This window comes from Pseudarthrobacter sp. WHRI 8279 (assembly GCF_040224115.2).
GTDB lineage: Bacteria > Actinomycetota > Actinomycetes > Actinomycetales > Micrococcaceae > Arthrobacter.
On sequence record NZ_CP168162.1, the window covers coordinates 2,607,807 to 2,633,291 of the forward strand.

The window sequence follows — 25,485 nt, forward strand, 5'->3', positions numbered from 1 at the left end:
GCGCCGTGCGGAAAAGAAGGCAGGGCGCGGGCAACCGTGAGAAGGTCCCCGCGCCTGCCGGTTGTGGCTAGGTTCCGATCTGGTGCTTTTCGCTTTGCTGTGTCTGGATCTCGATCCTGCGCGGCTTGGCTTTCTCGGCCACCGGGATCCGCAGGGTCAGGACGCCTTGGTCATAGCTTGCCTTGATGTTGTCAGTGTCCAGCGTGTCCCCGAGGATCAATTGCCGGCTGAAGACACCGCGGGGGCGCTCGGAGGCCACCAGTTCCACGTTGGGCTGGGTGGGGTCCTTGCGCTCCGCCCGGACCGTGAGGACGTTGCGTTCAACGTTCAGGTCCAGGGAATCCATCTTCACGCCAGGCAGGTCGAAGGCCACCACAAACTCGCCGTCCTCCTGCCAGGCGTCCATAGGCATGGCAGCCGGGCGGGCGGCGGTTCCAAAGACCTGCTGCGTGAGCCGGTCCAGCTCACGGAACGGGTCCGTGCGCATCAACATCATTTCCCACTCCTTCAGCTTCAGTAGGTGTTCCAGCTGTGCCATATCCACCGCTTAATCTATGGTGATGGATATAGATTTTTTATAGCACCCGTGGGAAACTGAGGCAAGGCCCCGGACGGATTTTGGAGAACTGATGGCAAACCAGGACGCAGGCCGGAGTTCCGGACCCAGCAGCAGCCGCGCGCTGTACGCCATCTCCGTGGCCGCGGAACTGGCCGGAACAGGGCAGCAGAACATCCGGCTCTATGAGACGAAGGGCCTGCTGACGCCATCGCGGACATCCGGGGGCACCCGCCAGTACAGTGATGACGACATCGCTGTCCTGCTGCGGATCGGCGAACTCCTGGAACAGGGCCTCAACCTCGCCGGCGTGGCCAAGGTGCTGGAACTTGAGGCGGCCAACAACAAACTGCACCGCGCCCTAAAAAAGGCCAGGTCCCGGCCGCCAGCCTGAAGGTTGCGCCGGTCCCGGGGCAGGGTCAGTCCCGGGGCAGGGTCAGTCCCGGGGCGAGTCCGCCTTGGACAGTTCACCGGTGATGCGTTCCCCGGGCACACGGGCTGTGCGCCATGTGTCCAGTGCGATAACCCCGCCCAGGATGACCAGGGAGAGGGACAACGATGCGAGGGCGTCGCTGAGCCAGTGGTAACCCAGGTACAACCTGCTGAGGGCGGCAAGCACGATGCCTATCCCCGCTCCCACGAAACCAAGAACGGCCGCCTTGGTGTTGCTGTGCCGGGAGAACACCAGGAAGGCGCCAACCAGGAGGAAGTCACAGGCACCCAGGACATGCCCCGACGGGAACGAAAACGTGTGGTCGATCCCGAAGAGCATCTGCTCCACGGGCGGACGCGAGCGCTGGACAATCCGCAGGATGATCTGGGAAATGATGACCCCCGTAACCATCGCCGACGCCAGCAGGATGGGCCGCCAGGCATGCTTCGCGGCGAAGCCCCACCACAGGATGACCACCAGGACGATGATGGGCAGGGCGACCGGACCGAAGACCACGGCGAGGAAAATCATGAAGGCTGTACCGGCGTCGGACCTTGTCCCCAGGAGCCAATCGCGCACCGGGACATCCGCGGCGGACAGGCCATCGGCCTGCAGCACACTGACCAGCGTGGCAATGAACAGCGCAACCCCCGCTACCACCAGGATGATAGCCGCCCAGTACAGCCCGCGCCGGTCGGCGGGGTCCATGTAGCGCTCCTCAACCACGAACTTGTCATGGAAGGCCCGCCACCTGCCCTGGCTCTTGCTGGTGGTTCCGGAACCTGCTGAATCCTGATGTCCCACTGTGATGCCCGTCCCTGCGCCGTTGAGATTTTTCCTACGGGAAGAGTATCGCGTTCCGCACTGGCGCTAGCCTGTCTCCATGGGTGCCATGAATGAACTGATAGACGCTGCTGCGGTTCATTCCGCCGCAGCCATCCTCACAGAGGCTGCTCCCGGCGTGGGGTGGGCCAGGACAGCCGCCGCCGCCTCCCTGCTGGGGGACCTTAACCTGCGCGCCAGGACTGATCTTGTGGCCGAGGCGCTGCAGGAGGACATCCGGAGCGTTCCCGGGGCGGGATATCCGACGGCGGCGGGCTGCTTCCGTGCCGCGCTGCGGTTTCCGGAGTTCACGGGCTGGATCCTCTGGCCGGTTTCGGAGGCTGCCGCTGCGCTCGCCGTCGAGTCCGGAGGAGCAGCGGACTTTGACGACGCGCTGGCGCTGCTGGCGGAACTGACGCCCAGGCTGACCAGCGAGTTTGCGGTCCGCCGCCTGCTGCGCCATGACCTGGACCGGGCACTGGTGGCCGCCTTGGAGTGGACGTCCCACCCGGATGAGCATGTGCGTCGCCTCGCGAGCGAGGGCACCCGCCCCTACCTGCCGTGGGCAGTGCGTGTGCCCGGCCTCGTGGAGCGGCCCGAGGCCACCCTTCCCGTCCTGAACGCACTGTACCGGGACCCCTCGGAGTACGTTCGCCGCTCCGTGGCCAACCACCTCAACGACCTTGCCCGGCACTCCCCCGGCGCCGTGCTGGCTACGGCAGCGCAGTGGCTGTCCGCCCCTGACGGCAACACCGGCTGGGTGGTCCGGCACGGCCTCCGCACCCTGGTGAAGAAGGGGCACCCGGAAGCCCTGGCACTTCTGGGCTTTACGCCGGCGCAGGTAGACGTGGCCGGGCCCCGCCTCGACCGGAATGTGGTCATTTTGCCCGGCGAACTGACGTTCTCCTTCGAGATCGCCAATACCGGCACGCAGGATGTGCGCCTGGCCGTGGACTATCTCGTCCACTACCGCAAGGCCAACGGCAGCCAGTCCGCCAAGGTGTTCAAGGTGTCAACCCTCACCCTTGCCCCCGGCGAGAGCAGGAGCCTGTCCAAAAGCCATGCCTTTCGGCAAATGACCACCAGGGTGCACCACCCCGGCCTCCACGCCCTGGAGCTGCAAATCAACGGGGCGGTCCACGGGCGCGCCGAGTTCCTGTTGCAAGGCCCCTAGCGGCTAGCTCGGCGAGCTGCCCGCAGGGTCCTGCCAGTGGTCCCGCCAGGTGTGCTCAGGCTCAAAGCCCAGCAGCCGGCGCGCCTTGTCGATGGACAGCATGGTTTCGTGTTCGCCAAGTTCCTTTACCACCTTGACGCCGGGGAACACTTCCGCGGCCAGGCCGGCACTTGACCGGCTCATGACGGTATCCGCGTTGGCAATGATGAACGCCTCGAATCCCGGCGCACCGTTCTCGAGGGCGCGGGCCACCGCCTGGGCGCCGTCCCGGCCGTCAATATAGCCCCAAAGGTTCCATTTCCGGAGGGTCGCGTCGGAGTCGAAGGAAGGGAACTTTTCGTAGTCCTCCACGTCCATGACGTTGGAAAACCGCAGCCCCACGATGCTCAGTTCCGGGTCCCATCGCGTCAGTTCCACGGCCATCTGCTCTTCCAGGTGCTTCACCAGCGAGTACGTGCTTTCCGGCCGCGCCGGGTACTCCTCGTCCACGGGGATGTAGGGCGGATCGACGTCGAACGGCAGTCCCAGCACTGTCTCGCTGGAGGCGTACACCACCTTCTTGATGCCCGCGCGGCGGGCCGCCTGGAACACGTTGTAGGTGGACAGCATGTTGTTCTCGAAGGTGGCGGCATCGGGAATGATGCCCGGGGCAGGAATGGCACCGAGGTGCACCACGGCGTCGAAACCCTCGTGCCTGTCGTCCAGCCCCAGCAGCACGTCCAGGACCTGGCCGTAGTTGCGCAGATCCACCACAACCAGGCCGGGACTGCGGGTGCCCGCACGGTCCAGGTTGAGAACCTGGTGGCCGTCCTCCACCAGCCTGCGGACCACGTGCCGCCCAAGTTTTCCGCTTCCGCCGGTGACCGCAATTCTCATCAGGTTTTCCTTTGCTGTGGTGGCTTGCGCCGGTTCTTCAGTGCTGGCGTGCGCCCGTTCAGGCGCCGGGGCGCGGGGACGCCAGGAACTTTTCGACGGCGGCGATCGCCAGTTCGGTGATGTCGCCGGGATCCCCGCTGCCGTCCACGGAGACGAGCATTCCACGGCCGGCGTAGACCGAGACTACTTCATGCGTCTCGCGGTGGTAGAGATCCAGGCGGCGCCGGAACACGTCCACCGTGTCGTCCGTGCGCCCCTGCTCCGCGGCCCGCCGCAGCATCCGGCCCTCCAGGACGGCGTCGGGGGCAGTGAGTTCAATGACCGCATCCAGCGCAAGCCCCCGGGACACAAGCATGTTGTCCAGTTCCGTGACTTGCGGGGCTGTCCGCGGATAGCCGTCCAGCAGGAAGCCTTCCTGGAGGTCGCTGTCCAGCAGGCGGTCCTTGACCATGGCGTTGGTGAGGTGGTCCGGGACAAAATCGCCGCCGTCGAGATAGCCCGCAGCCTGGTTTCCCAGCTCCGTTTCCTGGTTGACGTTGGTCCGGAAGATCTCTCCAGTGGAGACGGTGGGGACGCCGAAGTGCCGGGCCAGGTGCTCTGCCTGAGTTCCCTTGCCGGAGCCCGGCGGACCAATGATGAGCAGCCTGGTCATGTCCTGTCCCTCTTCCTACCCCCTGCGGGGCCTTCCTGCCGCCGGTTTCCCGGGGGTCTGCAGCCGGGAGCATCGGCGCCTGCCTCATTCTGCCGGTAACTCCCCTGCCGGCGCCAGGGAGCCCGTCCCCGCGTGCGCCAAAGTGACCATGTCCCCCGCCGGAGAATGTATATACTTCTGGATATCGGTTTAGCAGCAGGCCGTTGGAAAGTTCCTCGATCCAGCGACCTTCACAGCCTGCCCGCACCGCCGGGGAACGCCGGAAGCCGCCGGGTTGTCCTGAGCGAATGGCACCAAAGAACCGTGGCCAGCGAGTCAACAGCAAAAACTGATACATCCATTACCGAGCACCTTCATGAACTGGTCCTCAACAGCTCTGACGTTGAGGACTTCCTCAATGAACTGGCACAGGTGTCCGCACGCAACCTTTCCGAGCCCGGCGATGAAATCATGTGCGCCATCACCCTCCTGCGGCAGCGCAAGGCCGCAACGGTGGCGAGCAGCAGCCCGGATGCCAAAGCCATCGCGCACCTCGAGTACGAATTCAGCGAGACGCCCAGCCTGACAGCCTCCGCCGCCCTTGAGAGCGTCCACGTCCCCGACGCCCGCCACGACGGCCGCTGGCCTGAATACTCCTCGGCCGTGCTTGCCCAGGGCATCCGCTCCGTCCTCGCACTGCCCTTCCAGGTGGAGGGCGGGACAAAAGCTGCCCTGCTGCTGTACTCCCGCCGGCCGAACCGTTTCGAACCGCGGATCCTTGAATTCGCCGAGGACTTTGTGGGCCAGACCTCCCTGGCCCTGCGGCTGGCCGTGCGCTTTGCCCACTACAGCGAAACTGCCGCGAACCTCCGGGCCACGCTGGAGTCCCGCACGGTCATCGATATGGCTGTGGGCATCATCATGGCGCAGAACCGCTGCAGCCAGCAGGACGCCTTCGACATCCTGAAAACGGCGTCCAGCACCCGCAACTCCAAGCTGCATGACGTTGCCGCCGCCGTGGTGAATTCGCTGGGCCAAGGCCCGGCGCGGACGCACTACGACGGGTAGTTTTCACAGGCCCCTCATATATCGGGCATATCCCCCTGCAAGCTTGCCTCCCTACAAATGAGGCATGACTCCGCAACAGACCAAACAACGTAAACCCGGCCGCGCCCGGCGGGCCGTCATCGCCAGCGCCGTGGCCCTCACCCTTTCCGCCGGGGGTGCCACGGCCTGGGCGCTGGACCGGTTCGTGGTCCAGCACGTCGAGATCGCCGACGTCTCAGCCTACGAAGCCAGCCAGGCGGGTACCTCCACCGGAGCCTCGGCGGGCACCGCCACCGGCACGACGGCGGGCGGCACCAGCGATCCGGGCGGCACCGCCGTCGCCACGGACACCTCCTATGTCTCCGGCTCTTCCACCATCAATGTCTCCGCGGTAGCCACCGGCAGCGGCGACAATACCGTCACCTACTACGTTGCCGACGTCGTCCTCGAAGACGCCACCACCCTCCAGTCCGCTTTCGCCAACGACAGCTTCGGCGAGAACATCACCGAAACCACGTCCGCCATTGCTGAGGCCAACAACGCAATCTTCGCCATCAACGGTGACTACTACGGCTTCCGCGACACGGGCATCGTCATCCGCAACGGCGTGGTGTTCCGCGACGAGGGCGCGCGTCAGGGCCTGGCGTTCTACCGTGACGGCACCGTCAAGGTCTACGACGAAACCACCACCACCGCGGAGCAACTTGTATCCGAGGGCGTCTGGAACACCCTTTCTTTCGGCCCGTCCCTGCTGGACAACGGCGAAATCGCCGAAGGCATCGAGGACGTGGAGGTGGACACAAACTTCGGCAACCACTCCATCCAGGGCGAACAGCCCCGCACCGCAGTGGGCATTATCGACCAAAACCACCTGGTGTTCGTAGTGGTGGACGGCCGCAGCCCCGGCTACAGCGCCGGCGTCACCATGACCGGACTCGCGGAAATCATGCAGGGCCTCGGCGCCACCACCGCTTACAACATCGACGGCGGCGGCTCCTCCACCATGTACTTCAACGGCGGACTGGTGAACAACCCGCTGGGTGAAAACAAGGAACGCGGCACCTCCGACATCCTCTACATCGGGCAGTAGGGCCGGCCATGGTCATCCTGATCCCGGCCTACGAGCCGGACCAGCACTTGCCTGCCCTGATCCGGTCCATCCGCCAGGCAGAGCCGTGGCTTCCCATCGTGGTGGTGGATGACGGCAGCGGGCCGGAGTTTGAGGAAGTGTTCGACGCCGTCCGGGCCCTTGGCTGCCACGTCGTCAGTTACGGGCGGAACCGGGGAAAGGGCTTCGCGCTCAAGTCCGGCCTGGGCTTTATCGCGGACAACCTGCCCGGCCACGATGTGGTCTGTGCCGACAGCGACGGCCAGCACCGGACCGCGGACATCCTTCGGGTAGCCGGAACCCTGCAGGAAAACCAGTCTGCACAGGGCTGGTCCACGATGGTGCTGGGCAGCCGGAAGTTCACCGGCGGTGTTCCGGCGCGCAGCCGGTTCGGCAACACCGCAACCAAGATGCTCTTCACCCTGGCCACCGGCGAGCGCATCCCCGATACCCAGACCGGCCTCCGAGGGTACCCCGCCGCCATGATCCCCTGGCTCCGGTCCGTTCACGGTGACCGATACGAGTACGAGCTGAACCTGTTGCTTGAAGCCCGGAACGCCGGCTACGCCATCCATTCGGTGGAGATCGCCACGGTCTACCTCAACCACAATTCCGGGTCCCACTTCCGGCCTGTAGCGGACTCGGTGCGGATCTACGCGCCCCTGCTGAAGTTCCTGGCCTCATCCTTCGCGGCGTTCCTGGTGGACACCGCCTTTTTTGTGCTGCTTACGGTGCTCGTCGATTCCCTGCTCCTGGCTGTGCTGGGCGCCCGGGCTGTGAGTTCCGCCATGAACTTCATAGTGAACCGGCGCATCGTCTTTGAACACGGCAGGGACAGGCCGCCCGGTGCCGCCGGAGTCCGATACTTCAGCCTTGCAGCCCTGCTGCTCGCCGCCAACTTCGGCCTCATCTGGGCCCTGGAGGGCGCCGGGCTGCTGGCGCTTCCCGCCAAGATCCTGGCCGAAGCCATCCTGCTGGCCATCAGTTTCGTGGTGCAGCAGCGCTTGCTGTTCACCGCGCAAGCAAGCGGAACAGCAGCCGGCAAAAGCGCCCGCAACGGGCCCAGGGAACCGTCAGCCAGCACTCATATACCCGGCTAGGTTCCGTCACAGCACCCGCACAGTTTGCCCGGGCATCGTGAATACCAGCCCACCGAAAACATCCCGGAGAATCCCATGAACCCCCTTATTTTCATCCTCGCCGACCTGGCAGCCATCAGCATCCTCACTTTCGCCCTCTACCTTCGCCGCCACCGCCGCCGCGACCTGGTGGTGTCCTACCTGGGCATGAACGTCGGCGTCCTGGCCGTGGCCACGGCCCTCTCGGGTTCCGCCGCCGGGCTCGGCCTGGGCCTGGGCCTGTTCGGGGTCCTGTCCATCATCCGGCTCCGCTCCACCGAGCTGGCCCAGCACGAGGTTGCCTACTACTTCTCAGCCCTGGCGCTTGGCCTGATCGCCGGCCTGGGCATTGAACCACTCTGGCTGACCGGTTCCCTGATGGCCCTGATCCTGCTGGTGATGTTCGTAGGAGACCACCCGCGGGTCCTACCGGCCCACCGCCACCAGACCGTCATTTTGGACCGCGCCATTGCCGAGGACGGCGAGCTCCATGCCCGGCTTGAGGAGGTCCTCCACGGCAAGGTCCATTCCGCCACCATCCAGGAACTGGACCTGGTGAACGACAAAACCATCGTCGATGTCCGCTACGCCTACTCCCCCGCAGCCTTCCCTGCACCGGCGTACCTTTCGGACGTGACGGCAGCGGCGCCCCGCCACGCCGAACCGGCACCCGTTGAACCTGCACTCACGGAACCTGCCCGCGTTGGGCCTGTTCCCGGCGAAGCAGCCCCTGCCCGCCTGTCAGCCCCGGCAGGTGCCGCATGAACGCTCCCGCAACAGCCGTCGTCGGAAACCTCGGTTCCCTCCGGCCTGTAGGGCTGGCGGAGCTCAACTCCGAAGCCGCGCTCCAGACCCGCGTTGACCGCAAGTACGTGGTCCCGGCCCGGCTGGCAGCCCAGCTCCTCACCACCTTCCGCGCCGACGTCCGCGTCCTGGAGATGGACGGCACCCGCAGCTTCGCCTACGACTCCGTGTACTTCGACACCGCCGGCCTGGACAGCTACCTGCTGGCCGCCCACGGCCGCCGGCGCCGGTACAAGATCCGCACCCGGACCTACGTGGACAGCGCGGTGAGCTTCCTGGAAGTGAAGACTGAAGGCGCCCGGGAGGCCACGGTCAAGGAGCGCATCCCGTACCTTCCCGAGGACCGGGCCCGGCTCACTGCCGAAGGCCTGGAGTACGTCCGCGAAACACTCTCTGCCGCGGTGGGCTCGGTGCCCGCAGGTCGCCTGGAACCGGTCCTGGAAACCCGCTACCACCGGACCACCCTCTACCTGCCGGGGTCCGGGAGCCGCGCCACCACCGACACGGACGTGACCTGGCAGCTTCCCGGCCAGGCTCCTTGGGTGCTCGATGATGCGTTGATCCTGGAAACCAAGTCGGGCTCCACGGCCGGGCCACTGGACCGGCACCTTTGGGCCCACGGCGTCCGGCCGTCCCGGATCTCAAAATTCGCCACCGGCATGGCCGCCCTGTGCCCGGACCTGCCCGCAAACCGCTGGAACCGGACGCTGCGCCGCAGCCTCGCCCTCCGACCCGCAGCCTGACCCTGCCTCCCCCAACTTCACCAACTTCACCAACTTCACCAAAAGGAACACACACCGTGAAACGCTTCCGCACACACCTGTCCGTCACCGCGCTGGCCCTCGCCCTCGGCCTGGCCAGCTGCTCCGTTGCCGGCTCAACTCCCACCGGGGTCTCGGCGGTCACCGCATCGGGATCCACCGCCAGCGCCGGAACCGCCAGCTCCGCTGCCGCCACCGGCACTGCCCAGGCAGTCTCGTTGGACGCCCTCGCAGAAGACACCCACTATGACGCCGACGACCTGATCTGGGATGCGGCCGCCGAGGTAGCCGTGACGCTGGCGGACGGTGCCAGCGCTGCCGCCGGCGGGACGTCGTCGGACGCTGTAATGGTCAGCGGCGGCACCGCCACCATCACGGCGGCAGGCACCTACCGCCTCAGCGGCTCGCTGTCCGACGGGCAGGTGGTGGTGGCTGCCGGTGAGGAGGACGTGGTCCGCATCATCCTCGACGGAGCAGCCGTCACCAGCTCCACGGGCTCCCCGTTCGTGGTGCAAAGCGCGAACGAAGCCATCGTCTACCTTGAGGACGGATCCTCGAACTCCCTGGGCGACGCCTCAACCTATGCCGACCAGGGCACGGACGCCCCCAACGCGGCCTTGTACTCCATGGCCGACCTCACCGTCGCCGGCACCGGGTCCCTCACAGTGAACGGCAACTTCAACGACGGCATCTCCTCGAGGGACGGCCTGGTCCTGGCCGCCGGTGCCGTGACCGTGGACGCTGTGGACGACGGCATCGTGGGCAAGGACTACGCGGTTCTCCTGGACGGCGCGTACCAGGTGACGGCGGGCGACGACGGCTTCAAGTCGGATAACGGGGAGGACGAGGGCCGCGGCTGGGTGCTGATCAACGGCGGCACCCTCAACGTCAACGCCGGCGACGATGGGATCAAGGCCTTCAACACGCTCACCATCGCTGCCGGCACCGCCACGGTTGAGGAATCGGAGGAAGGCCTCGAAGCCCAGCACATCATCATGTCCGGGGGCACGGCCACGGTGACCGCAAACGACGACGGCGTGAACGCCTCAGGCGGCAGCACCAGTTCCGCCACCACCGCCGAAGGCGGAATGGGCGGGGGCATGGGCGGCGGAGAGATGGCCGTGGGCGACTACACCGTGGACATCAGCGGTGGCCTGCTCACCATCAACTCCGAAGGCGACGGCCTGGACTCCAACGGCAACGCCAGCATCTCCGGCGGCACCGTCGTCGTCAATGGCCCCACCAACAACGGCAACGGGGCGCTGGACGTCAACGGTGAGTTGGCCGTCACGGGCGGAACCGTTGCCGCTGCGGGCAGTGCCGGCATGGTGGTCACACCGGGTGCCTCCTCCACGCAGTCCGGAGTGCAGGTGACCCTGGGGTCCTCGGTTCCCGCCGGTACGGTAGTCCAGATTGCCGACTCCTCCGGCAACGTGGTGGCTGCCTTCGTCACCACCAAGGCCATGGCGTCACTCGTGTTCTCCTCCGCGGGCATCAGCGATGGCGAGGAATACACCGTCTACACCGGCGGGACGGCAACGGTCAGCGCGGGCGTCGGTGAAGGGTCGCTCGACGGTGCCACGGAACAGGGTACGGCCACCGCCGGCGAATACACGGCAGCGCAGGGCCCCGGCGGAGGCGGCGGCCCCCGCCGGTAGGCCCCAACGCTCTATCATTTAGCGCGGCATTTCCCCTGACGCTCCATCACTTAACGCAGCATTTCCCCCAACGCTCGCTCACGTCCGGCGGTGGCAGTCATGCCACCGCCGGACGTTTCCGTGTGCGCGGACGTACTGTACGGGCAGCTGCTACTTGGCGAGGAAGCGCAGGAGCGCTTCGTTTACTTCGGCTGCGTGCGTCCACAGCAGGCCGTGCGGGGCGCCTTCGATTTCCACATATTCGGCGCTGGGCAATGCCTTGGCGAACAGCCTGCCGGTGGAGTCGATGGGCAGGATGTTGTCCGCGGTCCCGTGGAGGATGAGCGCCGGGACGTCGATCTTGGGGATGTCGTCCCGGAAGTCCGTGAGCCACGTGGGCTGCGCTGCAACGGATGCTGTGGCGCCCGCACCGGCGGCGAGGTTCCAGCTGGCGTTCACGGCCTCCTGGCTGAGGCGGGGTGTGCCCAGGAACGTGTCCGAGTTGTAGAAGTTCTTGAAGAACTCAGTGAAGAAGGCATAGCGGTCCGCGGTGACGGCCTCCTTCAGCCCGTCGAAGACCTCCTGCGGGATGCCGTCCGGGTTGTCATCGGTCTTGAGCAGGAATGGTTCGAGGGAGCCGAGGAAGGCTGCCCGCGCCACCCGGGCTGAGCCGTAGGTGCCCAGGTAGCGGCCCACCTCGCCGGTGCCCATGGAAAAGCCCACCAGTACAACGTCGTTCAGGTCCAGGGTTGTCAGGACTGTGTTGAGATCGGCAGCGAAGGTGTCGTAGTCGTAGCCTTCGGTGGTCTTGCTTGATCTCCCGAAGCCGCGGCGGTCGTAGGTGATGACACGGTAGCCCGCGTCAAGGAGCGCAACGGTCTGCTTTTCCCAGGAGGACCCGTCCAGGGGGTAGCCGTGAATCAGGACGACGGGCTGGCCGGAGCCGTGGTCTTCGTAGTAGAGCTCGATATCAGTGCTGTTTTCGGTTCCAACGGTGATGAAGGCCATCGCGGCGGGTCCTTTCGAGACTGTGGGATCGGTGCGGCCGCAGAAGGTGCCGCGGCCGCGCAGTACCTACTCTAGGGCGGTCCCCCGTCCAGTCCAGCCCTTCCCGCGTGTGCCTTCCCTACAGACGGGTTTCCCTTCAGCCGCGTGGGTTTCCCTACAGGCCGGTCAGGCTACTGGGAGGGTTGCGGAAGTTCGCAGGAAATCCTGGGATTCGCTCCCATGTAGTTCAAGGGCCCCGCGGCGATGGTGACGGCAATGGTCCCGGCCTCCGCGCAGTTGCCGGGTGCGGCGCCGAAATAGCCCCGCTGCCAGGCGGCCACGCCGCCGATAATGAGCCAGATAACGATGAGTGCTCCGAGAATCCGCATGATTCCTCCATTGGGCGCCGCGGCGGCTGTGGGATCAATTATGCGCGCCGCCCCGGGGAGTGCGAGAGCGTTCGCCGAAAGCACGCATCAAATGCGAGAGCGTTAGCCGGAAGCACGCACCAAATGCGAGAGCGTCCGTGGGGACAAAAGCACCTCCGGTCCCGGGATGGTCCCGGAACCGGAGGTGCTTTTGGTGCTTTGGACCGGCGGTGCTGGGGTCAGGCCTTGGCCGTCTTGCCGGGCAGTGCCAGCTTGAAGATCTTGCCCCAGGTGGATCCGACCTGCTTCAGCAGCGGACCGGTGGTGTACTTCAAACCGTAGCGCTCACAGATTTCACGGACCTTGGGTGCCACCTCGGCGTACCGGTTGGAGGGCAGGTCCGGGAAGAGGTGGTGCTCGATCTGGTGCGAGAGGTTGCCGGTCATGATGTGCATGAACTTGGACCCGGAGATGTTCGCAGAGCCGATCATCTGGCGGATGTACCAGTCGCCGCGGGTTTCGCCTTCCGCCATTTCCTCCGTGAAGGTGTCCGTGCCTTCGGGGAAGTGGCCGCAGAAGATCACCGCGTGGGCCCAGACGTTGCGCACGGCGTTGGCGGTCAGGGTTCCGTAGAGGGCCTGCTTTCCGGAACCGGTCAGCATGGCGACGGCAGGGGTTGCGGCGTAGTCCTTGGTGAACTGCGTAACCACCTTCTTGCCCAGGGCCTTGAGGTCCTTGAGCAGGGCTTCCTTGGACTTCTTGCCTTCCTTGAACTCCGTCAGTTCGAGGTCGTAGATGGCGATGCCCCACTCGAAAAGGGGTGCCAGGATGGCGTTGTACAGCGGGTTGCCGAGGTTCATCGGCTTCCACGGCTGCTGTTCGTCCATCCGCAGGAGGTTGTATCCGACGTCGTTGTCCTTGCCCACCACGTTGGTCCAGCGGTGGTGAAGGTCGTTGTGGGTGTGCTGCCACGAGCGCGACGGCGTGACGAAGTCCCACTCCCAGGTGGTGGAGTGGATGTCCGGGTCCCGCATCCAGTCCCACTGGCCATGCAGGACGTTGTGCCCGATTTCCATGTTTTCCAGGATCTTGGCCAGGCTCAGCAGCGTGGTTCCGGTGACCCAGGCCGCCTTGTTCTTGCTGACCAGCAGGGCGGCACGGCCGGAAATTTCCAGGCCACGCTGGATCTTGATCACGCGGCGGATGTAGGCGGCGTCGGCTGAACCGCGCTGGGCCAGGACCTCGTCACGGATAGCGTCGAGTTCACGCCCAAGTTCCGCCACCTGCTCATCACTCAGGTGGGCGGCGGCCGGCGGCCGGACGGTGGGGCTGCCGGACTCGGCGAGCTTTCCGGGGCGCGTCCTTGACCCTCCGGTCGGCTTGCCTTCGGCGGGTGTGGTTTTGCTCGGTGTTACTACAGTCATACCGTGATGCTCCTCAGATTTCGAGGTTGACGGGTCCGGCGGCTGCCGAGACACACGTTTGGATCAGTTGGCCGGGTTCGCCGTGGATTTCCCCGGTGCGCAGGTCGCGGACCTGGCCGGACAGGAGTGGGGTCAGGCAGCTGTGGCAGATGCCCATGCGGCAACCGCTGGGCATCAGTACCCCAGCGTCCTCACCCACGTCCAGGATGGGGGTGTCGCCGTCGGCTTCCACCTCACGGTCGGAGGCCTCAAAGGTGACCAGCCCGCCGTCGTGCCCCACGCCGGCGTCGAAGGTGGTGTTGAAGCGTTCGATCATGAGGTTGCCGGCACTGCCGGCCACCGCCACGTCGGAGCCCGGAGCCGCCGTCGTCAGTGCGGCGCGCTTCCACAGCGCCTCGGCGTCGTCCAGGAAGCTGTCCGGACCGCAGGCGTAGGCGGCGCGTTCCTTCCAGTCCGGGCAGATTTCGTCCAGCTGGGAGGTGTTGGTGAGGTCCATGCGGCCCTGCTCGCCGGTGAACCAGTGGGCGAGGCGGAAATTCGGGAACTGGTCCGCCAGCTCCGCGAGTTCCTCGCGGAAGAGGCTGTCGCCAGGGGTGCGGGCCGAGTGGACCAGCACGACGTCGGCATCCGGACGCCGCGGGACAAGGGTGCGGATCATGGACATGACGGGAGTGATGCCGCTGCCCGCGGTGACCATCAGCAGGGGGCGGGGGTGCTCCGGGAGCACGAAATCGCCCTGCGGAGGAGCCAGGAAGAGGACGTCGCCCGGCTTGGTGGTCCGCACCAGGGTGCCGGACACAGCCCCGACATCAGTAACCGTGATGGCGGGGTCCTTGCCGGCGGGGGTGCTGAGGGAATAGGACCGCCAGTGGCGGACGCCGTCCAGCTCGACGCCGATGCGCGCCCACTGGCCTGCCAAGTGGGAGTGCCAGCCGCGGCCGGGCCGGAAAAAAATGGTGGCTGACTGTGCCGTCTCCTGCACCACACGGGTGACCACGCCACGGAGCTGGCGGGCAGAGTAGACGGGATTGAACAGGGCTAAGATGTCCTCCGGCGACAAGGGCGTGGTGAGGACAGTGGCCGCCTGGGCCAGCTGACGTAACCGGATCATGCGATTAAGCCTAGAGCGGCGCGAGCCATATTTCTCTCTCTCCGTCATATGACCGTTCCGCAGTCACGCTGTAGTAATGGCGCTAAGCCCCCAAGCCGCACTCTAAGAGTAACGGTTCGGCAACGCGGAAAGTTCCGTGATGGTTCAATAAGCCTGCTTAGTATATCGCGGACGGGGCCTGCAGGGGAGGATCTTTTGCCGCCCAAGGTGTATTGCGCCTGTTCAGGGGCCCGGGCTCCATCCCAGCGCCGGCGCGATGTGCCGGGTGATATTGCCCAGCAGTTTCGCATTGAAGTCCACGCCCAACTGGTTGGGGACGGTCAGCAGGACGGTGTCTGCCGCCTGGACGGCGGTGTCAGCAGCCAGCTGCTCCGCCAGGACATCCGGGGCACCCGCGTAGCTCTTCCCGAACCTGGCAGTCAGCCCGTCGATGATGCCCACCTGGTCGCGGCCGTCCCGAAGGGCGGCACCGGCAAAATAGCGGCTGTCTTCTTCATCCACGATGGGCAGGACGCTGCGGCTGACCGACACCCGCGGCGCGTGTTGGTGGCCTGCCGCCGTCCAGGCGTCATTGAACAGGTGGATCTGCTCCGCCTGCAGTTCGTGGAAGGGCACGCCGGTGTCCTCGGTCAGCAGGGTGGAGCTCATGAGGTTCATTCCGAGTTCAGCTGCCCATACCGCGGTCTTCCTGGTTCCGGCTCCCCACCAGATGCGTTTGGCGAGCCCGGGCGACTGCGGCTGGACCGGCAGGAGCCCGCTGGCCCCGCCCGCGTAGCGCGGGTCTGCTTCCGCTACTCCCGCACCGGTGATTGCCTTCCGGAAGAGGGCGGTGTGGCGCCGGGCCATATCGGCGTCGGTTTCCCCGGGCTCCGGCACGTAACCGAACGCCGCCGCGCCTTGGCGGGCCGGCTCGGGTGACCCCCGGCTGATGCCCAGCTGCAGCCGTCCCCCACTGATAAGGTCCGCAGCCGCTGCTTCTTCGGCCATATAAAGCGGGTTTTCGTAACGCATGTCTATGACGCCCGTGCCGATCTCAATCCTGGTGGTGCGGGCGGCGATGGCGGACAGAAGCGGGAACGGCGAGGCCTGCTGCCGGGCGAAGTGGTGCACGCGGAAGAACGCGCCGTCCATTCCGAGCTCCTCCGCGGCCACGGCCAGATCGATGGCCTGGAGGAGGGCATCACCCGCGGTCCTGGTGCGGGAGCCCTGACCGGGGCCCCAGTGGCCAAATGAAAGAAATCCAATACGCTCCATACCTGGCCCAACCCCGGCCCGGCGTCCAGCATTCCCATCCCTCAAACCCCCGGCTGGCATGATGGCGGCGTGGGTATCCCTGATGAAGCTGTGAGCATCGCCAAAACTGTGGTGCTGTTTGTCCTGGCCGCAGCGGCGGAAATTGGCGGCGCGTGGCTGGTGTGGCAGTCAGTGCGTGAAGGCAAGGACTGGTGGTGGGCGGGTTTGGGCGTCATCGCCCTGGGGGCCTACGGGTTTGTGGCCACCTTCCAGCCTGACGCGCACTTCGGCCGGATCCTGGCGGCATATGGCGGGGTGTTCGTGGCCGGATCGCTTGCCTGGGGAATGGTCTTTGACGGTTTCCGGCCGGACCGCTGGGACATCGCCGGCTCACTGATCTGCCTGCTGGGGGTGGCCGTGATCATGTTTGCCCCGCGCAGCGGCGCCTAGTCCAAGGAAGCGCAACGGCGCCTAGTCCAGGGAAGCGCAGCGGTGGCTAGCACAGGGAGGCACCGCAGCGCGCAGCGCAGGACAACCCGGCAAGGAGCAGCGTAGCTAAACTGGCACCGTGACCAACCGCGAGCAGCCTGCCAGCGCCCCCGTCCCGCCGTCGCGCGGGAAAATCGCCGAACGCCTGCTGCCTGGCGGCGAAGAGCCGGACCCGCGGTTCACCCTGGCCAACGAGCGCACGTTCCTTGCCTGGATCCGCACATCCCTGGCCCTGCTGGCCGGCGGAATCGCCATTGAAGCCTTCACCTCGGACCTCTTCCTGGAGCCGGTCCGCAAGGGCCTTGCGGCGGTCCTGCTTCTGCTGGGCATGCTGTTGAGCGCCGGCTCAGCTGTCCGGTGGCTCCGCGTGGAACGCAGCATGCGCAATAAGGCACCGCTGCCGCTGCCGCTTATTGTGCCGCTGCTGGCCGCCGCCGGCGCGCTGGCGGCCGCCGTCGTACTGATCTTCATCCTCTGGCGCTGACCGGTGGCACCATCCCGCGGCCCCACACCAATGCACGGCGATCCCGGCCTTCAACCCGAACGGACCACGCTCGCCTGGGGCAGGACCATGCTGGCCCTGGTGACAGTCAGCGCGATTTTCCTGCGGTGGCTGCCGCAGCATGGCCTGCCTATCCTGCTGCTGTTCACGGTGTCGGCCGGAACGGCGGCCGGCATCTACTTCACGCAGCGGCGCCGCTACCGCGTCAGCTCGCACGGCATCCGTAAGGAAAAGCACGACGCCGATATCACCGCCGTGCTGTGGACGGCTTCTGCCGCGGTGGTCCTGGGCGCCCTTGGCATTGGCGTGGTGCTCGTTGGCTAGTGCCGCCGCACTGCTCCGCCTGTGAGAACGCCGGATTAGAACATCGGCAGGAAGAAGCCGGCAAGAAATGCGGCTGCGCCAATGCCTGTCAGGTACCGGCCCAGCAGCGCTGCCGTCCTGCCCACCTCTTCCGGGGCAGCAGTTTGCCACTGGGTAGGCCGCTTGGGGTGGTAGTAGACCGGGAGGGTGTCGCCCACGGCGAGGTCCCTGATGTCGTGGGGAGACATGGGCGCGTGGTGCACCTGGAATTTGCGGTCGAACCAGCGGAATCCCACGCCTGTGCTGTCGGAGTACACTACGGCTTCAGCCACGGCCCACGGATGAACGAAGCGGCGGAGGAAGCCTGTGTAGAAGAGCAGCGCGAGCCCGGCGGGCAGGCACATCCAGGTCAGCATTTCCAGGATCGGACCTGCCATATCGAGCACGGTGGGCATGATTCAGATGGTACAGGCGTACGCTGGGGGAACCGTTCCGGAAAGTAAGGGGAAGCCATGAATGACCAGGATATTTTGACCCGCATCCAGGCCCTCGTTGAGGAGGAGCACACCTTACGGGAGGCTCCAGAGGACGGGCAGGTGCCTGATAAGGCACGGCTGAAGCAGGTGGAGGAAAGCCTGGACCAGTGCTGGGACCTGCTGCGGCAGCGCCGGGCAAAGTCCGAATCCGGTGCGGACCCCAACGACGCCGAAGCCCGGCCCGTCAGCGAAGTCGAAGGCTACAAGCAGTAGCTTTCACACAGATTGGAGCATCCATGCGGCTGGCTGTCGCCCAGATCATCAGCAGTGCAGATCCCGCCGGGAACCTGGAGCTGATCCGCGACTACGCTGGGCAGGCCAAAGCTGCCGGCGCAGAGCTGGTGGTGTTTCCCGAGGCCGCCATGCGCGCTTTCGGCCATTCCCTCCGCGATATCGCAGAACCGCTCGACGGGCCCTGGGCTGGGGAAGTCCGGGGCATCGCGCGGGAACTGGATATTGCGATCGTGGCCGGGATGTTCACTCCAGGGAAGGACGGGCGGGTCCGCAATACCTTGCTTGTCACGGGCCCCGGCGTGGAAACGTCCTACGACAAAGTGCACCTGTTCGACGCCTTCGGATTCGCGGAGTCAAAAACGGTGGACGCGGGCCAAACTCCGGTGACCTTTGAGCTCAACGGCACAGTCTTCGGCCTCGCCACGTGCTACGACGTCCGCTTCCCGGCGCTGTTCACCGCCAACGCCCGGGCCGGGGCGCAGGTCAACATCGTGTGCGCATCCTGGGGAGCCGGCGAGGGCAAGGCTGAGCAGTGGGACCTCCTGGTGCGGGCGCGCGCCCTGGACAGCACCACGTTCGTGGTGGCCTGCGGCCAGGGAGACCCGGAAACCGCCGGCGCAGGCCCGGCAGGGAGCGCCCCCACAGGCATCGGGCACAGCGCAGTGATCACCCCCCTGGGTTCGGCCGTCGTGGCCTTGGGCGGCAAGCCGGAACTCGCCGTCGTCGATATCGATCCGTCCTTTGTTGACGAGGTCCGCAGCACGCTCCCCGTGCTGGCCAACGCCCGGCAGTTCTGACCCATTCACCGCCCGCCCTCGCCGCATCTCCCACCTTTGACAGCGAGCGACGACGGCGCGAGGCATTCTTCTGCCGCGCGCCGTCGTCGCCTTGCCTTTTAAGCTGCGGAAATTCAGCGGGCCCTGGAGTGAGCTTCCGTTCACGGCCTCGAAACCTGCACGGCTTTCCGCGTTCGACGGCGGTCCTCACCTTTCCCGCCCGGACGTTCCGCGCCGTTTACGGCCTAGAGAACCCGCCGGTCCCTCCACTTCGTGGGATGGCGGAACTCCGTTAACAAGCCTGAAACATGGTCGACGCGCGAACTTCACGTAAGGGCGGATTGTGTAACGCAGCCGCAACTTTTGCGCGCCTTTCCCGAAACACCAGCGGAGAAACATAGACGCCGGGGGAAGTGCGAGGGCCGGCAATAGCGCCCCGCTGGCGCAACGCGAAGGGACCCGCAGGTGGAGATTTCTGCCCAACATGTCTGGCTGATGATTTCGGCCGCGATGGTACTGCTGATGACGCCCGGACTGGGGCTCTTCTATGGCGGCATGACCCGCGCCAAGGCCGCGCTCAACATGATCATGATGAGCTTTATCTCCGCCGGGATTGTTGGTGTGGTGTGGGTCCTGTGGGGCTACTCCATGACAACGGGCGACGGCGTGCTGGGCATCTTCGGCAATCCCTTCGCCAACTTCGGCCTGCAGAACCTGATGGGCTCCCCCGACCTGATCAAAGCCGGCTACAGCGCCACATTTGCGATCATCACCGTGGCGCTGATCAGCGGAGCCATCGCGGACCGCGCAAAATTCGGCGCATGGGCGCTGTTCGTACCGCTGTGGATCACCGTGGTTTACTGCCCCCTCGCCTACATGATCTGGGGCGGCGGGCTGATGAGCGCCGGCGGAGCAGTCACCGCCGTGTTCGGCCAGGTCATCGATTTTGCCGGCGGCGCAGTCGTGGAGATCAGCTCCGGGACGGCTGCCCTGGTCCTTGCCCTGATCGTGGGCCAGCGCCACGGTTTCGCCAAGGACCCCAACCACCGTCCGCACAACATCCCCTTCATCATGCTGGGTGCCGCCATTCTGTGGTTTGGCTGGTTCGGCTTCAATGGCGGCGCGGCAACAACAGCCGAACAGGCCGGCCTGATCTGGGTGAACACGCTGGTGACTCCCGCCGCAGCGATGCTCAGCTGGCTGGTCACCGAAAAGCTCCGCCACGGACATCCCACGTCGCTCGGTGCGGCATCGGGCGTAGTTGCCGGCCTTGTGGCCATCACCCCGTCCTGCGCCAACATCAGCCCGGTTGCCGCTATTGGCCTGGGCTTCGTGGCCGGGGCTGCCTGCGCAGTCTTCGTTGACCTCAAGTACCGGTTCGGCCTGGACGACTCACTCGATGTTGTGGGCGTGCACCTCGGCGCCGGACTCATCGGCACCCTTGCGCTTGGCTTCATCGCCCTTCCCGTGGATGGCCAGGGCGGCGGACTCCTCTACGGCGGGGGTGCGCAGCAGCTGATCGCCCAGACGGCGGCCGTGGTGATCACCCTGCTGCTCTCCGGCGCCGGGACCTTTGTCATTGGCCGCGCCATCAACAAGACCATCGGCTTCCGGGTCAGCCATGAGGCAGAGACTGCCGGAGTGGATTTGGCTGAACACGCTGAGAGCGCCTATGCCTTCGGTGAAATCGGGGCAGGCTTCAATCCGCTGCACTCCGCTTCCCACTCCCCCGCGGCCAGCGCCGCCGGGGCCGCAGAAGCACCCAGCAGGACTGCAACGCGCACTAAAGAAGACTCCTTCGCCTGAACGGGGCGGGGTCTGTGGCCGGTGGGCCCGGCCCTGACAGGAGGGTCAGTCAGCCAGGATCTTGTACAGTGCCCGCCGGGTCTCATCCATCTTTTCGATGGCGGCGGCGCGCTGTTCCTCGGTAACACCGCTGCGGAACTGGTGGATGGCTCCCATCAGCTTGCCGATGCTCTGGTGGAACTCGCGGTCGGAACTGTCCGGCCCAGCACTCCAGGCGTTCTCCATTTCCTCCCCATGCTCGGCCACATAGGCCCGGCCCCGGTCCGTGAGGGTGAACTCCGTCCCGCGCCCCTCGCTGAGTGCCGAGATCAGGTCCTCGTCAACGAGCTGCTGCAACGTGGGGTAGATGGATCCAGGGCTGGGCCGCCAGGCACCTTCGGTCCTCTCGGCGATCGTCTTAATCAGCCCGTAACCGTTGGAGGGCGCCTCGGCCAGGAGCGAGAGAACCGCTGCCCGGACGTCCCCACGGCTGGCCCGCCGCGGGCCGCGGCCGAAACCGGGACCGAACCCTGACCCAAAACCGGGTCCGAAGCCAGGCCCGAAGCCTCCACCGCGGTGCCCGTGCGGACCCCTGCGGCCCCTGCCCCGCCCGAACGGCTCCCGTCCGAATTCCGTGTGGGGAAATTTCTCTTCGTGCATGCCGTTCATGGTGGCATTGTCCTTTCATATAGTGTCGCCAACAACTTCAGCGATAGTTAACGATATGTCGTTAACTATCACTGCGTCAAGACCAGGAGCGTGACCAAATCCTGACCTTCCAGCACCGCAACGTGCCGACAGAAGGGCGTATTCTTTGGGGACCTCCAAGCTCGAGGGCTGAACGATGGCGAAGAAAACGAAGCGCAGGCGCGGTTTAGGCACCGCCCTGGGAAGGTTCCTGGGGTTCCTGGCCGCGAGCGTTATGTGCGGCGTCCTGGCAGCCAGCCTTGTAGTCCCGGCGGTGGCGGCAGCTGGATACGGTGTCAGCAGTTCCATTGGTTTCTTCGACAGCCTACCCGAGGAACTTACTGTCCAGCCGCCGTCGCAATCGACCAAAGTCCTCACCTCCGACGGCCAGCCGATTGCCACTTTCTACGCCGAAAACCGCGTGCGGATTCCGCTGGACCAGATGTCTCCGCACGTCAAGGACGCGATCATCGCCATCGAGGACAGCAGGTTCTATGAACATGCCGGCATCGATCCCCAGGGCATCGTGCGGGCAGTTGTTTCCAACCTGACCAAGGGCGGGCAGCAGGGCGCCTCAACCATCACGCAGCAGTACGTCACCAACGTGATCAATGAAGCGCGGCTGTCACAGGACAGGCCGGATGAGGTGATCCTCTCCGGACAGAAGGACGTTGGTGACAAGCTGCGGGAGATGAAGCTGGCCATCGCGCTGGAGAAGAAATTCACCAAGGAGCAGATCCTTGAGGGGTACCTGAACATCGTCTTCTTCAACAGCGACGCCTACGGCATCGAGGCAGCTTCGCGCTACTTCTTCAGCACCACCGCGAAGGACCTCACCCTTCCGCAGGCCGCACTGCTGGCCGGACTCGTCAACAGCCCAACGTTCTACAATCCGGCGATCAACCCGGACAAGTCGATCGTCCGCCGGAACCAGGTGCTGTCGGAGATGATGCTGCAGGGCAAGATCACACAGGCTCAGCACGATGAAGCCGTGGCCACGCCGATCGAGCTGAAGATCAGTCCGGAACGGCAAGGGTGCGCCTACGCGTCCATGGCACCGTACTTCTGTGACTACATTTCCCATCTCATCCTGAACAACCCCGCCTACGGGAACAGCCTGATAGAACGGCAGCGGAAGCTGTACCGCGGCGGCCTGACCATCGTCACTACCCTGGACAGCAGGCTTCAGGCGGCCGCCCAGGCACAGGTGGACGGCACGGCCGGTCCAAACCCGGACAGGTGGGGCGCCGCCCTGGTCACTGTCCAGCCCGGCACCGGCAAGATCCTGGCGATGGCCCAGAACACGGTGTTCCTCCCGGAACCGGGCAAGTTCGACACGCACCTGAACTTCAACGTGGATGCCAAGGACCCGCAGGGGAACGACCTCAACGGAGCGGGCGGTTTCCAGCCCGGGTCCACCATGAAGCCGTTCACCTTTGCCGAGTGGCTGAACGAGGGCAAGTCCCTGACCGCGGAGGTGGACGCTTCACGACGGGTCTATCCGCTGAACTTCCCGTGGCGGTCCAGTTGCGGGAAGGTGATGGGTGCCTACAGCACCGCGCAGAACAACCCCGAGCTGGGCGCCGCTGACGACCTGCAAAACGCAGAGGAGGGCTTCTACCGGAAGATGCCCATCAACTACGGGCTGTACAACTCCATCAACACGGCCACGTTCGCCTCGGCGGCACAGCTGGACTTCTGCGGTATCCAGAAGATGGTGGACGCCGTGGGGCTGCACAGCGGGCTGGATGGAACCCCGGTCAACATGCACCAGCTGGGCAACCTTCTCGGCGCTATCGGCGTCGCTCCCGTGCACCTTGCCAACGCTTTTGCCACGTTCGCCAATGACGGCCGCTACTGCACACCGATCGCCCTAGTGGGCGTCAAGGATGCGACCGGGGGCAGCCTGCCCGCCCAGCCCGTGGAATGCCGGGACGCCGTGAAGCCGGACGTGGCCCGGGGGGTCAACAATGTGCTGCAGGATGTGCTGGTCAGGGGCTCGGGTGTCTGGATCAATCCCAAGACCCACGACAAGTTCCCGGTGGCGGCCAAGACCGGCACCTCGAACAACAACGGGTCCACCTGGATTGTTGGCTACACCTCCGGTATTGCCACAGCTTCCTTCTTCGGCGACGCCCTCGAGGGACAGAAGCGGGCGGGGCAGAACGTCACCATCAACGGGACCTTCTATCCCCGCCTTGACGGCTACATGATTGCCGGACCGCAGTGGGCCAACTACATGCTGCAGGCGGCGCCGCTGTATCCCACCAATCCGTTCCCGCCTGCTCCGCCGTCGATGATGGGCCCCAGTCCGTCACCCAGCCCCCGCCCCTAGGTCCGGCTCCAGCCAGCAGGGACAACGCGGCCGAGTACCTGCACAGCGGGTTTTGCCCTGGGCCCGTGCTCGTTGTGACGCCGTTGTGTCCCCGCGGCTGATGGCTGCGGGCGGATATCACGACGGCGGGCTGGGGCTCCGGGGCCGACGGCACCGGCCGTTTTGGTCAACGGAGCCACCGCACCTGGCGGGCGTGTGGCAACTGCAGTTGGAGTACCGGCTGGTGCGCCCGCTCTGCCTGCATCGGGTGCGGTGCCGGGTGGGGGTGGTGCTGTGGAGTGGTAGGTGTGGCCGGTGGGGGTTTGGAGTTCGACTGTGTGTCTGGGGCCGGGGGCTGGGGTGGCGGAGAATCCGGGTGTTTCTTTGGTGTGGTTGCAGGCTTCGCAGAGGTCTTGGCCGTTGGTGCTGGTGATGGGCCCGTCCTGGTGCCAGGGGATGATGTGGTCGTGGTGGCGGATGGGCGCGTCGCAGTAGGGGGTGCGGCAGGTATCGTCGCGGACCTGGAGGAACCGGCGGAGCCCGGGCGGGAAGAGCCGGGCCTTCGAATCCATGGCGAGGAGTTCTCCGCTGCCGGGCGCTGTGTAAAGCCGGCGGAGCCAGACATCAATGTCGCTGCTGCCCCTGACGCCCGTCTCAGGAGCGCCGGCAGGGGCCGATTCTGCTCCCGTGCCGGGGCGTTCCTGCTGGCCAAGGACTGCTTGCCTGGCCCATTCGGCGGGGACGGTGCCGTAGCCTGCGAGGCGGGCTGGTTCGCTGTCGCCCTGGAAGAGGGTGCGGTCTGTCATGACCAGCTGGACCTCGATGCCGGAGACCCCGCCCGGGGTGCCCGTGATGTTTTCGACGAGCTGGTCGGCCATGATCTGGCCCTTGGACCGTTCGTCCCCGGAGGACCGCAACGTGTCCGCGCGCCGGGTCAGGGCCGCGTAGGCGGCCACCCCCTGGGCGACGGGCAGCAGTGCGGTCAGGCGGGCCATGGTGTCCGGCGCCGGACGAAGACTGACCGTACGCTCATTCACCGCATGGGCTGCGTGTCGTGTCACCGAATGCGGGTCACGCCGGTACGCCGCGGCCCGGACCGCGGCAATAATGGCCCGGTCCCCGGCACCCGCCAGTGCACCTGCGCCTGTCAGGGTGCCGGTGTCGGCGGCGAGTTCCTCGTCCACGGCGCACCGGTCTTCGGCGGACAGGCACGCTGTTTCCTTCACGAGGAGGGTGGCGCGCCATTCGTTCAGCTGCCCGGATTCCAGGGCGGCCAGGGTGTGGGGCATCTCGGTGCCGAGGGCCTTGGCCAGGCCCAGGAGCCGGCCGCCGCGGGCCGGGGACTCCCGGCGCGCCAACGCGACCTGCGCGGCAACGCCAGCGCCTTGTTCCTTGACCGGGACACCGGCCGCGGCCTGCTCCCGCCGCTGGGACAGATCAAAAGACACAGTAATGCGGGCCTGTTTAGCCGCGACCAACGACTTCAGATCCTCAAGCTCCCGCAACTGATCAATCATCCCCGGACCGTCAGCAGCGACCGTAAGCGAAGCCAGGGCGCGAGAGATATCAGCAACGGACAGGACACCAGGAACCGGCGGCGCACCAGAGTCAAGGTGCGCGCCGGCTGCAGGCGCAGCGGGGCTTCCCGCCGCCTGCACCCTTGCCGGTGCCCCTGCCAACCCCTGAACCGCTCCCATGAGTAAAGTCTTCCAGCAGGGTCTGACATTGACCCGCTGCCAAGAGCTGTATGTGGAAAACCAGGCACCAGC

General features: G+C 65.9%; 27 protein-coding genes. 15 read left to right on the forward strand and 12 right to left on the reverse strand.

What is annotated here, in order from left to right:
• Positions 1–67: 67 nt before the first annotated feature.
• Positions 68–493: an Hsp20/alpha crystallin family protein gene (locus ABRP28_RS11990; RefSeq protein WP_251422810.1), complete on the reverse strand. Its 426-nt coding sequence runs from the start codon at positions 491–493 to the stop codon at positions 68–70.
• A gap of 136 nt (positions 494–629) precedes the next feature.
• On the opposite strand from ABRP28_RS11990, the gene ABRP28_RS11995 reads away from it, so the two are divergent.
• Entirely contained in the window at positions 630–950 is a 321-nt protein-coding gene (locus tag ABRP28_RS11995; protein WP_350005549.1) for a MerR family transcriptional regulator, read from the forward strand.
• A gap of 42 nt (positions 951–992) precedes the next feature.
• On the opposite strand, the gene ABRP28_RS12000 is transcribed toward ABRP28_RS11995, so the two are convergent.
• Positions 993–1,793 carry a phosphatase PAP2 family protein gene (locus tag ABRP28_RS12000; protein ID WP_350005551.1) on the reverse strand — a complete coding sequence of 267 codons (801 nt, stop codon included), beginning with the start codon at positions 1,791–1,793 and terminating at the stop codon, positions 993–995.
• A gap of 79 nt (positions 1,794–1,872) precedes the next feature.
• Here ABRP28_RS12000 and ABRP28_RS12005 point away from each other — a divergent pair, with 79 nt between their 5' ends.
• Positions 1,873–2,985: a DNA alkylation repair protein gene (locus ABRP28_RS12005; RefSeq protein ID WP_350005553.1), complete on the forward strand. Its 1,113-nt coding sequence runs from the start codon at positions 1,873–1,875 to the stop codon at positions 2,983–2,985.
• A gap of 3 nt (positions 2,986–2,988) precedes the next feature.
• Here the strand turns inward: ABRP28_RS12005 and ABRP28_RS12010 are convergent, their stop codons facing one another.
• Together ABRP28_RS12010 and ABRP28_RS12015 are read right to left on the reverse strand one after the other, a co-directional pair.
• Complete coding sequence (locus ABRP28_RS12010; RefSeq protein WP_350005555.1) at positions 2,989–3,861, reverse strand: NAD(P)-dependent oxidoreductase; 873 nt, start codon at positions 3,859–3,861, stop codon at positions 2,989–2,991.
• 58 nt (positions 3,862–3,919) lie between these two features.
• The gene (locus tag ABRP28_RS12015) at positions 3,920–4,513 is read right to left on the reverse strand and encodes an adenylate kinase (RefSeq protein WP_350005557.1); all 594 of its coding nucleotides are present in this window, start codon (positions 4,511–4,513) and stop codon (positions 3,920–3,922) included.
• A gap of 303 nt (positions 4,514–4,816) precedes the next feature.
• Here ABRP28_RS12015 and ABRP28_RS12020 point away from each other — a divergent pair, with 303 nt between their 5' ends.
• The 6 genes from ABRP28_RS12020 to ABRP28_RS12045 all read left to right on the forward strand — a co-directional run bounded on the left by ABRP28_RS12020 (position 4,817) and on the right by ABRP28_RS12045 (position 10,988).
• Positions 4,817–5,560 carry a GAF and ANTAR domain-containing protein gene (locus ABRP28_RS12020; protein ID WP_350005559.1) on the forward strand — a complete coding sequence of 248 codons (744 nt, stop codon included), beginning with the start codon at positions 4,817–4,819 and terminating at the stop codon, positions 5,558–5,560.
• A 64-nt stretch (positions 5,561–5,624) separates the two neighbouring features.
• Positions 5,625–6,629, forward strand: a complete 1,005-nt coding sequence (locus ABRP28_RS12025; protein ID WP_350005561.1) for a phosphodiester glycosidase family protein — start codon at positions 5,625–5,627, stop codon at positions 6,627–6,629.
• An 8-nt stretch (positions 6,630–6,637) separates the two neighbouring features.
• Entirely contained in the window at positions 6,638–7,747 is a 1,110-nt protein-coding gene (locus ABRP28_RS12030; protein ID WP_350005563.1) for a bifunctional glycosyltransferase family 2/GtrA family protein, read from the forward strand.
• Positions 7,748–7,822: 75 nt separating this feature from the next.
• Entirely contained in the window at positions 7,823–8,530 is a 708-nt protein-coding gene (locus ABRP28_RS12035; protein ID WP_350005565.1) for a DUF4956 domain-containing protein, read from the forward strand.
• Complete coding sequence (locus ABRP28_RS12040) at positions 8,527–9,312, forward strand: polyphosphate polymerase domain-containing protein (RefSeq protein ID WP_350005567.1); 786 nt, start codon at positions 8,527–8,529, stop codon at positions 9,310–9,312. The genes ABRP28_RS12035 and ABRP28_RS12040 overlap by 4 nt, the downstream gene beginning before the upstream one ends.
• Positions 9,313–9,368: 56 nt before the next feature.
• Entirely contained in the window at positions 9,369–10,988 is a 1,620-nt protein-coding gene (locus tag ABRP28_RS12045; RefSeq protein WP_350005569.1) for a carbohydrate-binding domain-containing protein, read from the forward strand.
• 150 nt (positions 10,989–11,138) lie between these two features.
• Here ABRP28_RS12045 and ABRP28_RS12050 read toward each other — a convergent pair whose 3' ends face one another.
• From ABRP28_RS12050 to ABRP28_RS12070, 5 genes are all read right to left on the reverse strand, one after another.
• Complete coding sequence (locus ABRP28_RS12050) at positions 11,139–11,975, reverse strand: alpha/beta hydrolase (protein WP_350005571.1); 837 nt, start codon at positions 11,973–11,975, stop codon at positions 11,139–11,141.
• Between the two features lie 170 nt (positions 11,976–12,145).
• Entirely contained in the window at positions 12,146–12,343 is a 198-nt protein-coding gene (locus tag ABRP28_RS12055; RefSeq protein ID WP_350005573.1) for a hypothetical protein, read from the reverse strand.
• A 218-nt stretch (positions 12,344–12,561) separates the two neighbouring features.
• Positions 12,562–13,746 carry an acyl-CoA desaturase gene (locus ABRP28_RS12060; protein WP_350005575.1) on the reverse strand — a complete coding sequence of 395 codons (1,185 nt, stop codon included), beginning with the start codon at positions 13,744–13,746 and terminating at the stop codon, positions 12,562–12,564.
• Between the two features lie 13 nt (positions 13,747–13,759).
• Complete coding sequence (locus tag ABRP28_RS12065; RefSeq protein ID WP_350005577.1) at positions 13,760–14,857, reverse strand: ferredoxin reductase; 1,098 nt, start codon at positions 14,855–14,857, stop codon at positions 13,760–13,762.
• 222 nt (positions 14,858–15,079) lie between these two features.
• Positions 15,080–16,111 carry an LLM class flavin-dependent oxidoreductase gene (locus ABRP28_RS12070; protein WP_350005579.1) on the reverse strand — a complete coding sequence of 344 codons (1,032 nt, stop codon included), beginning with the start codon at positions 16,109–16,111 and terminating at the stop codon, positions 15,080–15,082.
• 90 nt (positions 16,112–16,201) lie between these two features.
• Between ABRP28_RS12070 and ABRP28_RS12075 the strand changes: the two genes are divergently transcribed.
• From ABRP28_RS12075 to ABRP28_RS12085, 3 genes are all read left to right on the forward strand, one after another.
• Positions 16,202–16,540 (forward strand): YnfA family protein, encoded by a 339-nt coding sequence (locus ABRP28_RS12075; RefSeq protein ID WP_350005655.1) that lies wholly within the window; start codon positions 16,202–16,204, stop codon positions 16,538–16,540.
• A gap of 118 nt (positions 16,541–16,658) precedes the next feature.
• Positions 16,659–17,063, forward strand: coding sequence for a DUF202 domain-containing protein (locus tag ABRP28_RS12080; protein ID WP_350005581.1), 405 nt, complete (start codon positions 16,659–16,661; stop codon positions 17,061–17,063).
• A 30-nt stretch (positions 17,064–17,093) separates the two neighbouring features.
• Positions 17,094–17,405: a DUF202 domain-containing protein gene (locus tag ABRP28_RS12085; protein ID WP_350005657.1), complete on the forward strand. Its 312-nt coding sequence runs from the start codon at positions 17,094–17,096 to the stop codon at positions 17,403–17,405.
• A 35-nt stretch (positions 17,406–17,440) separates the two neighbouring features.
• On the opposite strand, the gene ABRP28_RS12090 is transcribed toward ABRP28_RS12085, so the two are convergent.
• The gene (locus tag ABRP28_RS12090; protein WP_350005583.1) at positions 17,441–17,839 is read right to left on the reverse strand and encodes a hypothetical protein; all 399 of its coding nucleotides are present in this window, start codon (positions 17,837–17,839) and stop codon (positions 17,441–17,443) included.
• 57 nt (positions 17,840–17,896) lie between these two features.
• Between ABRP28_RS12090 and ABRP28_RS12095 the strand changes: the two genes are divergently transcribed.
• The 3 genes from ABRP28_RS12095 (at position 17,897) to ABRP28_RS12105 (ending at position 20,736) form a co-directional block, all read left to right on the forward strand.
• Complete coding sequence (locus tag ABRP28_RS12095; RefSeq protein ID WP_350005585.1) at positions 17,897–18,133, forward strand: DUF2630 family protein; 237 nt, start codon at positions 17,897–17,899, stop codon at positions 18,131–18,133.
• 23 nt (positions 18,134–18,156) lie between these two features.
• Positions 18,157–18,951, forward strand: coding sequence for a carbon-nitrogen hydrolase family protein (locus ABRP28_RS12100; protein ID WP_350005587.1), 795 nt, complete (start codon positions 18,157–18,159; stop codon positions 18,949–18,951).
• A 444-nt stretch (positions 18,952–19,395) separates the two neighbouring features.
• Positions 19,396–20,736 (forward strand): ammonium transporter, encoded by a 1,341-nt coding sequence (locus ABRP28_RS12105; RefSeq protein WP_350005589.1) that lies wholly within the window; start codon positions 19,396–19,398, stop codon positions 20,734–20,736.
• A 45-nt stretch (positions 20,737–20,781) separates the two neighbouring features.
• On the opposite strand, the gene ABRP28_RS12110 is transcribed toward ABRP28_RS12105, so the two are convergent.
• Positions 20,782–21,384 carry a PadR family transcriptional regulator gene (locus ABRP28_RS12110; protein WP_350005591.1) on the reverse strand — a complete coding sequence of 201 codons (603 nt, stop codon included), beginning with the start codon at positions 21,382–21,384 and terminating at the stop codon, positions 20,782–20,784.
• Positions 21,385–21,559: 175 nt separating this feature from the next.
• Between ABRP28_RS12110 and ABRP28_RS12115 the strand changes: the two genes are divergently transcribed.
• The gene (locus ABRP28_RS12115) at positions 21,560–23,737 is read left to right on the forward strand and encodes a transglycosylase domain-containing protein (RefSeq protein WP_350005593.1); all 2,178 of its coding nucleotides are present in this window, start codon (positions 21,560–21,562) and stop codon (positions 23,735–23,737) included.
• Here ABRP28_RS12115 and ABRP28_RS12120 read toward each other — a convergent pair.
• Complete coding sequence (locus ABRP28_RS12120) at positions 23,734–25,233, reverse strand: DUF222 domain-containing protein (RefSeq protein WP_350005595.1); 1,500 nt, start codon at positions 25,231–25,233, stop codon at positions 23,734–23,736. The two genes, ABRP28_RS12115 and ABRP28_RS12120, sit on opposite strands and share 4 nt — an antisense overlap.
• Positions 25,234–25,485: the final 252 nt, after the last annotated feature.